Origin of the sequence: Dolichospermum sp. LEGE 00240, assembly GCF_015207875.1 — a bacterium.
Lineage (GTDB): Bacteria > Cyanobacteriota > Cyanobacteriia > Cyanobacteriales > Nostocaceae > Dolichospermum > Dolichospermum gracile.
Window position 1 is genome coordinate 63,426 of record NZ_JADEVZ010000005.1, and the last position, 12,801, is coordinate 76,226.

At 36.4% G+C, this 12,801-nt stretch carries 10 protein-coding genes; 1 reads left to right on the top strand and 9 read right to left on the bottom strand.

The window, feature by feature from the left end:
- Window positions 1–33 precede the first annotated feature (33 nt).
- The 4 genes from rfbF to IQ226_RS02680 form a co-directional block, all read right to left on the bottom strand.
- Complete coding sequence (rfbF, locus tag IQ226_RS02665) at window positions 34–807, bottom strand: glucose-1-phosphate cytidylyltransferase (protein ID WP_193891760.1); 774 nt, start codon at window positions 805–807, stop codon at window positions 34–36.
- Between the two features lie 608 nt (window positions 808–1,415).
- Complete coding sequence (locus IQ226_RS02670; RefSeq protein WP_193891762.1) at window positions 1,416–3,608, bottom strand: tetratricopeptide repeat protein; 2,193 nt, start codon at window positions 3,606–3,608, stop codon at window positions 1,416–1,418.
- A 102-nt stretch (window positions 3,609–3,710) separates the two neighbouring features.
- Complete coding sequence (locus IQ226_RS02675) at window positions 3,711–4,493, bottom strand: PP2C family serine/threonine-protein phosphatase (protein WP_193891764.1); 783 nt, start codon at window positions 4,491–4,493, stop codon at window positions 3,711–3,713.
- A 52-nt stretch (window positions 4,494–4,545) separates the two neighbouring features.
- On the bottom strand, window positions 4,546–5,220 hold the full coding sequence (locus tag IQ226_RS02680) for a VWA domain-containing protein (RefSeq protein ID WP_193891924.1): 675 nt from the start codon (window positions 5,218–5,220) through the stop codon (window positions 4,546–4,548).
- A 544-nt stretch (window positions 5,221–5,764) separates the two neighbouring features.
- Between IQ226_RS02680 and IQ226_RS02685 the strand changes: the two genes are divergently transcribed.
- Window positions 5,765–7,147, top strand: coding sequence for a response regulator (locus IQ226_RS02685; protein WP_193891768.1), 1,383 nt, complete (start codon window positions 5,765–5,767; stop codon window positions 7,145–7,147).
- A gap of 280 nt (window positions 7,148–7,427) precedes the next feature.
- Here IQ226_RS02685 and IQ226_RS02690 read toward each other — a convergent pair whose 3' ends face one another.
- The 5 genes from IQ226_RS02690 to IQ226_RS02710 all read right to left on the bottom strand — a co-directional run bounded on the left by IQ226_RS02690 (window position 7,428) and on the right by IQ226_RS02710 (window position 12,700).
- On the bottom strand, window positions 7,428–8,177 hold the full coding sequence (locus IQ226_RS02690) for a DUF5131 family protein (RefSeq protein ID WP_193891771.1): 750 nt from the start codon (window positions 8,175–8,177) through the stop codon (window positions 7,428–7,430).
- A gap of 42 nt (window positions 8,178–8,219) precedes the next feature.
- Window positions 8,220–9,518 (bottom strand): three-Cys-motif partner protein TcmP, encoded by a 1,299-nt coding sequence (gene tcmP / locus IQ226_RS02695; protein WP_193891774.1) that lies wholly within the window; start codon window positions 9,516–9,518, stop codon window positions 8,220–8,222.
- Between the two features lie 271 nt (window positions 9,519–9,789).
- A complete protein-coding gene (locus IQ226_RS02700) occupies window positions 9,790–10,053 on the bottom strand; it encodes a hypothetical protein (protein WP_193891777.1) in 264 nt (87 codons plus the stop codon).
- A 261-nt stretch (window positions 10,054–10,314) separates the two neighbouring features.
- Window positions 10,315–11,250: an AAA family ATPase gene (locus tag IQ226_RS02705; RefSeq protein WP_193891780.1), complete on the bottom strand. Its 936-nt coding sequence runs from the start codon at window positions 11,248–11,250 to the stop codon at window positions 10,315–10,317.
- A gap of 190 nt (window positions 11,251–11,440) precedes the next feature.
- The gene (locus IQ226_RS02710) at window positions 11,441–12,700 is read right to left on the bottom strand and encodes a mechanosensitive ion channel family protein (protein WP_370567068.1); all 1,260 of its coding nucleotides are present in this window, start codon (window positions 12,698–12,700) and stop codon (window positions 11,441–11,443) included.
- Window positions 12,701–12,801: the final 101 nt, after the last annotated feature.

The window sequence follows — 12,801 nt, forward strand, 5'->3', positions numbered from 1 at the left end:
CCAATATCTCAAATCTCAAACCTAAAATTGCTATTACCAAACTTGCCAAGGAGCTTTACCACTTTTCCAAAGGTCTTCAAGATAGTTTTTATCTCTTAATGTGTCCATTGGCTGCCAGAAACCATCATGTTTGTAAGCCGATAATTGTTCTAAATCAGCTAACTTTTCTAATGGTTCTTTCTCCCACACAGTTGAGGTATCAGCAATAAAATCAATTACTTGGGGTTCGAGAACAAAATAACCCCCATTAATCCAAGCACCATCACCTTCAGGTTTTTCTTTAAAACTGGTGATTTTAGTTTGTTCTTGTCCTAGAGAAATTGCTCCAAATCTTCCTGCTGGTTGCACTGCGCTGAGTGTTGCTAATGTCTTTTGTTCTCGATGGAATTTAATTAATTCTGTGATATTAATATTACTTACACCATCACCATAGGTAAAGCAAAAGGTTTCATTACCAATATGTTCACGAACTTGCTTTAAACGTCCGCCTGTCATTGTATTATCACCTGTATTTACTAAGGTGACGCGCCAGGGTTCAGCATATCCAGAATGGACATTCATTTGATTAAATCGCATATCAAATGTCACATCTGACATATGTAAAAAATAGTTGGCAAAGTATTCTTTAATGATGTACCCTTTGTAACCGCAACAAATAATGAAATCATTAATACCATGAGCAGAGTAAGTTTTCATTATGTGCCAGAGAATTGGCTTACCACCAACTTCAACCATTGGTTTGGGTCTGATACTGGTTTCTTCACTTAACCTTGTACCCAGACCTCCCGCTAAAATTACTGCTTTCATGTAGTTACCTCAAAAATTTGCAGGTGGATGATAATTTCAACTAATGGAACGTGAGTTAGGAGTTCGGAGTTTCTCCTTCGGAGACGCTACGCGAACGGAGTTATGATTTTTTCAACGAGAGAATAAGGGCTTGAGACTCCTACGTGGGGTAAGTTTTTCACAAATTATCGTTATGTCGAACTCACGTAATGGAAATGAAGAGAATGCACAATGATGGTAAAGAAATTAAATAATTTTTTTCTTTCTCTTTATTAGGTAGATAAACATAATTTAACTGTTATTTTCTAGAAAATCATAAAGAATAAGTAAATTAAGATATTTTATCTGTAAAATATTTATAGTAGGAGTTTAGGAGAAAAAGAAGGAATAAAAGTCTTTTTGTGTTTGTCTTTTTTCGTGAATTTTGTGTCTCATTCAAGCCACATTCCGCTATGGTAATTTTAATCACAAAAACAAAACTCCTAATTTCTTAATGAAGTCAGGAGTGAATTTTAACTATTACTTTCTACAGATTATTCACCCCTTAGATAATTTTAACTCCTTCTTTCTTCTTTATTCTTCTTTCTTTCTTATTCTGACTCCTGACTCCTGACTCCTGAACTCCTAAATCAATTACTTTGTCCAGTGAGAATTGCGTTAGATAATAAACCGTCACATTTATTAGCAACAACGATACAAATACTACTCAAAGACTGTTGATAATTATCCATATCATTTTGCTCGAAAGAAACTTTAGCGGCTGTTTCTAAATCCGCAACTGCTTGAACATGATTTTTGTCAGCTATACCTTCTCCATATTGTGCTAGTTCATAGTAAGCCATCCCACGTTTTAGATAACCTTTAGCCAATCGGGGATTAAGTTTTAATGCTTCAGTAAAATCAGCGATCGCTTGTTTATATTCTGCTGCATAATTGGTGCTATATTGAGCTATTTGATAACGGACTAAACCTCGTTGAAAATAAGCATCTACCTTAGCTGAATTGAGTTTAATGGCTTGAGTAAAATCAGCAATTGACCTTTGGTATTCTGGAAAAGAATTATTGATGTATTTAGTAATTTCAAACCTGACAATACCCCTTCTAATATAGGCTTCCGCATCAGTTTTATCTATATTGATGGCAGCATTAAAATCAGCGATCGCTTGTTTGTATTCCTTATCAGGATCACTACTATAGTCAGCCAGCATATAGTAAGCATTACCGCGACTTATATATGCTTTAACCTCTTGAGGATTCAACTTCAAAGCTTGGTTATAATTAGCTAATGCCGCCTCATAATTATTTAAATTATATTGGGCATTACCCAATTTTATATACCCCTTGGCAGATTGGGGATTCTTTTTAGTAGCTTCGGTAAAGTTGACAACTGCTTGTTCATAATCTTGTTGATGATAAGCAGTATCACCGCGCTGGTAGTAATCCGCAAAAGAAAGACTTGGCAGATCAGCAGTTTGATTAGGTGTACGAGACATCAAACTTTGTTGAGTGTAGGGATTTTGGGAAACAAAAGGACGGGTAAATTTAATCATTACATCCAAATAGCCCAAAAGACCCAATCCCATCACCCCGAAAATCACACCATATACCTTCCGATTTAATTTTTGACCAGCGGGAGGATGATAAAACTGCTGGTTAGCTATAGGTTGCCAATGATACACCTGATAATTTGGTCTTAATGGCTGAGTAATGCGAGGAGTGGGAATATGGCGACGTTTAGACGGTTTTTGGCGTGGTTGTAGATGTTGTTTAGAAGCGATCGCCACCAATGACGGAAATGGATCTCTCCCACCCAATCGTTTAGTCCGTTCACACCAAGGACACTTCTCCAAATGATTATGATAAAGGTGCTGAGGATTCACCCGACAAATCATCAAACTCTCCTCCACCGCCGTTAAAGCCGACAACCAAGTTTGAGCATTAGGGCGTAACCAAGGTTGATCATGACCATCCTCAAAACAACACACAAATAAATCCTGCAACCTAGGATGAAGCAGATCCCAGCTAGGAGAAATAGGCGTTGGTAGATAAGGAACTTGTTTCTTTTGACTATAGGTAAAATGTCCAGCCAGAATCCTCCCTTGGTAGGTGGGAGGATCGATCGCCCCTTGAAATATCCCGGAAAATGGGTGAGTTCCTTCCATTAACAACTGGAAAATCAGCACAGCCAACCCAAACAAATCATGATAAATTTCCCGATCATAATCCGCAAAAGTTTTATTCTGTAATTCTGGAGGCGTATATTCAGGCTTACCCACAGAACAACGATAAACAAGATTTTGCAACGGTTCCGTCACTTGAAACGAATCCGTATCCACCAACGTCACCAAGGCCGTATCACTCACCAAAATATTTGACTCATTCACATCACCAACACAGTATCGGCTGGCGTGTAAAGCCACAAAAGCCGCAGCCAGATTTCGGGCAGTTCGCAATAAATATTGATAATTAAACAAAGGGCAATGTTGTCGGCGAATCCCCGGATTATAAAAATCCATAATCGGTCGCATTCCCCGAATCCTGGGCATCACAAAGCCAACGACCTTACCGCTACCATCCGCCGCTTGCAATAATTCCTGTGGCCAAGCAATAGAAATATGCCCTAAATTATCCGTCGGATTCACAGGAGGATTAGCCAGCATCGCCCGCAGTTTTTGGGCATAAGAGACAGTTGGTTTATGATATACTTTCGCTACCAAATTCTCATCCGATGGAACTGCATAGATACAAGCCTCACCACCATGTCCCACGCTGACAGAGAGGTTGAGAATTTCCGGGTTAGGAAGATGACGTAGTACCTGCATGGCAGAATAAAGGTTATATGAGGTGATTGGAATCCGTCAAAAGTTCAGAGATCCGAGAGTATGGTATTAGCCATACTATCTTTAATCCCTAATGACTATAAATTATGAGTTAATAAATGCAGCCAAAATTAAAGTTAAATCATCATCAGTCCGCTGAGTAATCTTATCAGAACTTAAAAACCGCATTAAATGTTCTTTTGCTAATACTCTATCTTCAGCATTTGCTACAAACTCAAATAAAGGAAAAAAGAAAGGTTTGTGAGGTTCACCAACAATCATATTCAAAGCTAACATTTGTAAACCATCAGTCAGAACACCCACATTAACAATCTCGTCCCGGCATATTTTAAATTGTGCTGTCTCCAAACCATCAAGAGACGTGAGAAAAGTTGTTTGATTGATATATTCGCCATTGCTAGGAATGGTTAACGCTATCAAATTACCCATACCATTTTTAGCCACAGCCAAGCCATCACCAACCTGCCCCACAGCCACAACTTCTGGTGTAGCAATCATCAGAATCAATGTAGTTGCCAAATCATGAAGTTGATGATTACAAACATCCGCCTCTGTTTCTATAGACGTGCGGGCTACCAACATAGCATCAGTGAGCAAATAACGCAAAACATCATCATTAGCCAGAGAATCACTCGTCATCTCTTGGCGAGAAAGATGATCTATGGCCGTTTCTACCGCAATCATTGATCCCACTTTCCCTAGTTTAGCAGAACCCGCACCATCTGCCGCTGCTATCACCAACACATTATTAGCCAATAGCTGCCAATGGTGAGCATCCTGACAAAGTTGCTGGTTTTTTGTGTGACTAGTCCCACATACAGAAGCAGCCACTATCCGCCATTGAGAAATCTGTTTTGATGTATTCATATAATTTGTTTTCCACAGCTAGTTCAGTTTAAACAACAAGCTGCAATTTTCATTAAACAGATCCCCAGCCAATTGGTGGTAGTGCTACCTGTTCATCTACCTGAGAATGAGACACCGCCGACATACTAGCAGACAGCCAAACAAACATCTCAATGAAATTTAATCCCTTTAATTTCAGGGGACTTCGTACAGCGATTTGACTTAATCGGCTCATATTCGCATTCTCTACACCCACCGTAAAAAACGCCACCCGCTTATTAGACTCATCCCCTTGCAGTCTTTGGGCCGCTTGTTCAACAACATGATCTAGTTCACCCTGGGGTTCACCATCAGTAATCATAAACACCCAAGGACGATAATAAGCAATACCATTCGTCCGATATTGGGATTTGCGCTCTTGAATAAGATCCAAGGCTTTATGAATAGCCGAACCCATAATTGTTAACCCCTGGGCTGTGAGAATCGGCGGGTTAAATTGATCAGCAGTTACAAAGTCCTGAACAACATTAACATTACTATCAAACGTAATAATTGCCACTTCTACCCTTCTGGATGCTAAGGAATTTTTCACCAGTTCATCCTTTAAACTCAACAAACCTTGATTTAAGGCTTCGATTCGTTCTCCCTCCATCGAACCAGAAGTATCTAGCAATAACACGCATGGACAACGGGGTTCGGGGTTTTCTGCAAATTCTACAACTTCGTCAAGATTAAATGTATCAATCATAACTTTTTGTGTTATGTTATAGTCCAAAGTCTTATTTTCCTTTTACTCAAAGTATATAGTTTTTGGTGCAGATTCTCCAGTTTGTTGAGTTGCAATCTGCTGTAATAATCAATATATACATTTACCTCCATAAATTTTTAAAGATTCTATGTGGGATTTAAGTCTGTCCTTGGGTAAATTAATTCATTACTGTTCAATCCAGGAAAAGTAAGCAGATCCGGCGGAAGATTGATGAATTTAAATTACCAAAAAAGTCTCAGCATACTCAATGGTATCACTATATAGTTGATCAAGATGAAATAGTGACAAAATATGACAAAACCGAGATTTTTATCCAGACCAATGATAGGAAATCAAAATAAAAAACTACAAAAACTGTTACATTCAACGGAGGAGGAGAATTCTTAAAAAATGTTTTTCATTGATATTCATAATTTAACAACTTGTGATCATGACCATATTTCCAGGTGATATCATATTGCAGCCTGATATTTAATCTTTTCCCAGACTATGTTGATATATCCGCCCAAAAAATTGTAAAAATATGAAAAATACTGGCACATTTACCAAATTATCACCCCAAGGTTTATTAAGACAATTAAGCAATTGTTATGAAACTACCCGGTTGCAAGCACATAGTAATTCTGTATTGTGGTTGGTATATATAGAAAAAGGAAAAATTATCTATGCGACTCATTCAGTAGAACCCTTTGATAGATTAGAACGACAAATGCGTCGTCTCCATCCACAAATTCCTTTAGTTGATAATGAAGTGCGTGTACAAATGCGCTTGGTGTTTGAATCGGAAGATAATCATCATTTACCCGACCAAATTCCCGAATATGAAGCGATTAATTGGCTGGTTAATGAACAACATCTCCTTCCTTATCACGCAAAATTACTGATTCAGGAATTAGTTAAAGAAGTAATTGAATCATTTCTCCTCGTTAAAACAGGCGATTTTGAACTAACACAACCACTGGAAAATTTTACCAGAATTTGTCAATTAGATGTTAATGATATCATCGAAAAATGCCAAAATCAGTTACAAAATTGGCGGTATCTTGGTAGATACATATCTTCTCCCTATCAGCGTCCATATTTGTTAGTTAGTAGCAAGTTTCAGGATAAAAGATTACCACCACTCCAGGAAAATATTACCAATTGGATGAAGGGTTTTAGCTTGCGTCATCTAGCGATTATTATCAATCAAGATGAGTTGCAACTAGCGTTAAGTTTATATCCCTATATTGTGAAGGGTTCGATAGTATTACATGAACCAGATCCTCCATTTGATAAGTTACCAAAAACTTGTGGAAGTTCATTACTATTTTCTGAAGATAGTACAGAGTTAATTAGGGGTAAATTATTTGTTGGGGATGTAGCACCCAGTCAAGATTCTTCTCCAGAAACTCCCATTATTTCGCAGAATCATCTAGCGGTTCAACAGCTAGTACCAGATGTTGCTGATTTACCTCCAGAGGATTTTTCACATGAAGCTGTTAATAGTAACATAGAAGCTGATTCACAAAAAGTCAAAACCAATACGAGAATTACTCAAAAGACTTACAAAATTATTTCTGTAGATGATAGTCCGACAATTCTCAAAGAAATCAGTCGTTATTTGGAAGATGAGAATTTTACTTTGGTGACTATTAATGAACCAGTGAAAGCAGTCATGTCAATTATTAGACATAAACCGGATTTGATTTTACTGGATTTGAATATGGCAGGAATTGACGGTTATGAACTATGTAAAATTATCCGCAATAATTCCATGTTTAAAAATACTCCCATTATTTTTGTGACTAGCAATAAGGGAATTATAGATAAGGTAAAAGCGAGATTTGTCGGTGCGTCTGGATACTTAACCAAGCCTTTTACCCGCGCTGAATTGCTGAAAATTATCTTTATGCACTTGGCATAATTCATCACGTAGGGGCGCAGGGCTTGCGCCCAGTCAGCCATTAGCAATATACTTTTGCAAGTGTTGGGTGTTTTTGCGTCAACCAAACCTTGTATATTAGATGTATGTTAGAGGAAGTGGTAGAATATGGTATTAATGGTTTTTTATTCACACCAAATAACCATCAAGAATTAGCAAAAACAATAAATAAATTATTGTATTAAAGAAACAGAAATAGTTAATACTATCGCTAACCTGGTAGAGTAATTGTGATTTGGTTACTCATATTTTTAGATAATTCTTATTTAATAGCCAATGCTGAAACTTTATTTTTACTATCTACTGATTTTGGAAATTCATCCCATGTTCTTCCGTCCAGTTCTCTACCAAATTTTTTCTTTTGAACTCCTCCCCATTGTTTAAAGAAAAATGGCACTTTAGCTTCAATACATTGTTCTCTAATATCCCGTACCCATTCAATCTTCATAGGACGAGCGCCTATACCAGATTCTCCACCAACAATCACCCAATGTAAATTATCCAAAGAAAGTTTTAAAGAACCTAAAAGTGGCTCACAAGATAAAAATCTAATTTTTGCAGGAATTTCTTTTAAAATATCGCTTCTCCATGTCCAAGCCTGTGATTCTACACTGACTCCAGCCCAAACATTAGAAGGCCATTTCTTGAGAAGTTTAGATATTTCTAACATCCTTTCTGGACGCTTAGTTAACAATTGAAATTGATGCCAATGCGCTTCTTCCATAACATTAAAAACCTTGATGATAAATTCTTCTGTAATTTCATCAAGGAATAAATCACTCATGGAATTAACAAATATTATGCGAGGTTTTTTCCATGAAAGAGGCATTGTTATTCTTTCATGCCAAGATTTTACATCAAAACCTTGTTCATAAGGATGACCAGGAATACCACGCCACCGTTCTGCAAAACGTGCTGCATAACAGTTCTGACAACCAGGGCTAATTTTATGACAGCCCGTGGTAGGATTCCATGTGGCTTCAGTCCATTCTATTGTTGAAGATACTGACATATAATTATACTCAATAACAAATTTAGGATTGGTATATTAGTATTATTTTACTACTCTGATGCAATTTTCCAAAGTTAATTTACCTCTTGCACCTAATTCTCTAGCTTCTATGATTTTTTCTTCATACAACTTTAGAAATATTTCTCTATATTTAGTCCTATTTAAGTAACCAAGGTTGCCAATTTCAAGAATAATCATAGTTATAGCATTATCTAAAGTCATCCAATCTTGATTTTTTATGTGTAAAATATCAATTATTTGAGGTTTAATTGTGGAAATACGTTCATTATTTTGACGTTCCCATTCATCGTCCATAAATTTATGATATTGACCAGTTTTATCATCTTGATGGAAGAGTAATTTATTTTCCTGATACACAAAATCATTTAAAAAGACACCTAAAGCTTTTTGAGGATGGTTACTGCCAACTACAATATGATATTGTGGTCGAGTATCATTATACTCCTCTTTGATTTCAAAACTAGCTACTCCATTAAAATTACTATTTTTCCGCAGTCTATCTTTGAAGTATTCAAGCACCCATCTTTCAAATTTTTGCTCTTTTTGCTCTTCTTGTTGGTATTCAAGCCATTTTTGTTTCCATTCTATATCTGAGTTATTACCTAAAAGTTTAGTTAGATGCTGTGTATATGTTTCCATAATTTTCTCTTCCTTGGAATCTTTATAACTTGTTTTATATCTGCCGCCACTGCGAGCAACTGCGATATTATGGAATAGGATGAATAATTCCCCTTTATATTTACTAACATAATCAGCTATAGAACATATTTCTTCAAAAGTTACTCCTTGAACACCAAAAGTATCTAAAAAAAATAATGTTGGATAGTTGTCTAATTCACTCATGATTTGAGGTAACACTTTATCAAATTTTTGAGGTTTATAAATTTTGTAAGATAATCCTTCCCCTATTAAATTACAGTTAATATTGAGTTCTTGGTTTCTTTTTTTGTTTTTCTCTGTAAAAAAGCATCTTAATGTAACACGATCTTCAAGTTCAAATATTTTGGCTAATTTAAGAGCTATCAAAGGTGAACCATCAGTATCTAAAAAATTCGGTTTATATCTGTTCCAAAAATCTGATTTATCTATAAAGTCCTCAATGCCAATTCCTCTATCATATTTACCTTTTCCTGCAAAACCATCAACATAGTTAAGATACTGTGATTGAAAGGGTTTGCTACCACCTAAGTTATAACAGAAGGCTTGTATATACCTTAACATGATCCGATGTTTGGCAGCCGTCCATATTCTTTTCCGATTGAAATATTCTGGTTCGTCACCAAATAGAGATAGTTGTATATCTTTTTGCTTTTTGGACATTGCTAAACCTCAAGAACTAAATAAAACATTTAATACTTGTATTCTAGATTAGCAAATCCCAGCAAAATTTGTAAAAAATCTAACGATTCACAACAAAGTTTAATTTTTGACAAAAAAAGGGCAAAAAATTTTGTCAATAGCGGCTATTATTCTACTTATCCTGAAATCTAGTTTATTTATTAATAATTAATTGGTGAGGTAAACTTGCAAATTAACAAGGTTATCAACTAATTACATAAGCTGATAACCTTGTTGATTTATTATTAAGCCTTTAAGCTGCTTCTCTTAGCATTGATGCTGTATTCGTTTCTGGAAACGGTAGGGAAAGCTGTTCGGGTAATGGTGCTGGTGCTTCCTGTAATACCGTGACTTCAATATTTACACTGACTAAATAACTACCTGTATCTGCACCTACGGCTTCAGCAATTATTTTAGCTATATCTGGACGTTTTGCCGTCAGAGGATCACGGATAATACAACGATCCCATTCATGCTTGGCGGTGGGGTTAAGATTGAGAATATAATGCTTCATCATAGGTGTAGTCCTTAAAATCCCTATTCCATAAGTCTTTCCAGGTTTGAAGACTATTTTGTTAGTATAGTACAAATTTACTATATTGCCAAGGGGACAATAAAAATCCACCCTGTTAGATTTTATACTCTAAACAGGGTGTATTTTAGATTTTGGATTTTGGATTATTCTACAATCACCAATTACCAATTACCAATTACCAATTACCAATTACCAATTACCAATTACCAATCACCAATTACCAATTACCAATTACCAAATTATCTAACTTTCGGTTTCACAATCGGGAACACCTTCTCTAAATACTCGACTGGCTAAAATATCTACTGCTTCAATGGTGATTAAATCCTGTTTATTTAATTTTTTCCCACTACTTAATAACCGATTTGCTTGACGTAATCTTGCTCTATCTATGGCATTTCTAACGCTGCGAGCATTAGCAAAATGAGGCATGGTTTTACGTCTAATTAAATATTCTCGAAAGGCTTTTTCGGCATCTGGACTAAAACAATAGTTTTGGGATTTGACTATAGATTGACCAATAATCATTAAGTTGTCAACGCTATAATCATTAAATTCAATATGTAAGCCAATGCGAGAATTCATGCCGGGATTACTATGGAAAAAATGCTCCATTTGTGTTTTGTAACCGGCGAGAATCACGACTATATCATCTCTTTGGTTTTCCATGACTTGCATGAGTATTTCAATGGCTTCTAAGCCAAAATCCCCAGGATGATCTGGACGATATAATGTATAGGCTTCATCTACTAATAAAACGCCACCCATAGCATTATTTAAAACTTCTCTGGTTTTGGGACCTGTTTGGCCAATACCTTGACCAACTAAATCATCTCTGGTTACTAACATAACGGTTTCTCTACGTATATATTCTAAACGATAGAGAATTTCTGCCATCCGCATGGCTACTGTGGTTTTACCCATGCCGGGATTGCCTAAAAAGGTCATGTGGAGACTAGGCGCACCTGCATCCAATCCTAAGCTTTTGCGAATGCGATCAACTAGTAATAAAGCCGCCATTTCTTTAATTTTGTTTTTGACGGACTTTAAACCGACTAATTCCTGATCTAATTTATCGAGAATGTCTTGGATTTGAGATTCTTGAAAAGCACCTTCTAAGTCAATCTCTCTATCTTCAATGCTATTAATTGCGTCTTTTTCTAATAATTGCTCATTCATAACTGTCACCTCTGGTTCTCATCTTTGGTAATGTCCTTGATGATAGCCTTGAATGCGGAAATATAAAAGAATTTAATTCTAATGCTAATGATATATTTTTTTTAATTATCAATTACTGAATTGAGTGATAAGGAAAATGTAATTGTGAGGAGTAGGGACAAACCCCCCGTGGTTGCCCCAAATATCTTAATTAAAAGCCATTTACCCAATTTGCTTGTTGGGGTACGGGTATGTAAATTCCGGCTGCGTCTAAGCTGATTTTTAAGCGACGACGATATTCTCGCGCTACACCCCATTGTTTAAGAGGTTGGGTTTTAATTAATACACGAATCATTAAACCGCGATCGCTAAAATTCTCTACTCCCAACACATTAGGCTTTTCTAAAATTTGATGTTGCCATTCGGGATCTTCATTCATCTCTAAAGCGACATTTTCTATTAATTCTAAAGCCTCATCTATGTTAGCTTGATAAGAAACTGGAATTGTTAAATCTGCCCGTGACCAACGACTGGAAAGATTGGCAACTATTTTGACTTCACTATTAGGAATTGTAATTAAACGTCCTTCTGCATCTCGTACTTGAGTCATCCGCAAATTCAATTTTTCGACTAAACCGCCCACAGTACCTACTGTAATCATATCACCCAAAGCATATTGATCTTCTAAAATAATTAAAAAGCCATTAATTGCATCTTTAATTAAGTTTTGAGAAGCCAGAGATACCGCTACACCAACTAAACCAGCACCAGCCAGAAGAGGAACAATATTTATTCCCAAGGCAATTAAGGACATTAAAATTCCCGCACCTACCCAAATAATGGTGGTGATACTTTTAGTGACACCGGAAAACGTGGATATTCTCAATTGGAGACGTTCGGAAGTTTCTGGAGTTAGTAATGCTCCACCACTAATGATGGTAGAGGTAAAATGATCTATGATCGCATAAGTAAACCGGACTATGACATACGTTCCCACACCAACAATAATTAATTTGATGGGAATTTTGGCAATAGTGAGAATCCCAATTTGTAGGGCTTGGGTAGCAGGAAATAGTCCTAAAATAATTAAACTACCACTGACCCAAATTCCAGCTTGTGCGAGTTGAAATATTCTGGTTTTAACTTCTTGGATATGTTGCTGTTGTTGTTGATTAATTAATTTGGTAATGGGTTGATCCTCTAGGGAATTAGGCTCGGAGGATTGTAATAAATCATTACTTAAACGCTTTTGGAAACGACGGACTCCCCAACTCATAATCATCATAGTGATGGTACTAGCAGTAGCAATACCAACTTGTTGGAAAAACTGAGTTTGCGTTTCTGGTTGGGTTAATGCTGTTTTGATAAATGCAGTTTTGTGTAAATTCTCTGGAGTTTGGGCTGTAGCTTTAGGTACAGGTGCAATAGATATGATCATTGAACCCGTAATAGCTAAAAATTGAACTAGCACTCAAATACCTCCTTGGGTAACTCGCAAGGTTGCTATAGTCTTACCAGAGAAGGATGAAAAAGCCAAAAGTTAGATCAGGTCTTAATCTTACTTATATTGAA

What these genes read in the sequence shown, in the direction of transcription:
- rfbF (WP_193891760.1), bottom strand. Translation starts at nt 807, where the DNA reads ATGAAAGCAGTAATTTTAGCGGGAGGTCTGGGTACAAGGTTAAGTGAA.
- IQ226_RS02690 (WP_193891771.1), bottom strand. Translation starts at nt 8,177, where the DNA reads ATGTCAGTATCTTCAACAATAGAATGGACTGAAGCCACATGGAATCCT.
- IQ226_RS02705 (WP_193891780.1), bottom strand. Translation starts at nt 11,250, where the DNA reads ATGAATGAGCAATTATTAGAAAAAGACGCAATTAATAGCATTGAAGAT.
- IQ226_RS02700 (WP_193891777.1), bottom strand. Translation starts at nt 10,053, where the DNA reads ATGATGAAGCATTATATTCTCAATCTTAACCCCACCGCCAAGCATGAA.
- tcmP (WP_193891774.1), bottom strand. Translation starts at nt 9,518, where the DNA reads ATGTCCAAAAAGCAAAAAGATATACAACTATCTCTATTTGGTGACGAA.
- IQ226_RS02685 (WP_193891768.1), top strand. Translation starts at nt 5,765, where the DNA reads ATGAAAAATACTGGCACATTTACCAAATTATCACCCCAAGGTTTATTA.
- IQ226_RS02680 (WP_193891924.1), bottom strand. Translation starts at nt 5,220, where the DNA reads ATGATTGATACATTTAATCTTGACGAAGTTGTAGAATTTGCAGAAAAC.
- IQ226_RS02675 (WP_193891764.1), bottom strand. Translation starts at nt 4,493, where the DNA reads ATGAATACATCAAAACAGATTTCTCAATGGCGGATAGTGGCTGCTTCT.
- IQ226_RS02670 (WP_193891762.1), bottom strand. Translation starts at nt 3,608, where the DNA reads ATGCAGGTACTACGTCATCTTCCTAACCCGGAAATTCTCAACCTCTCT.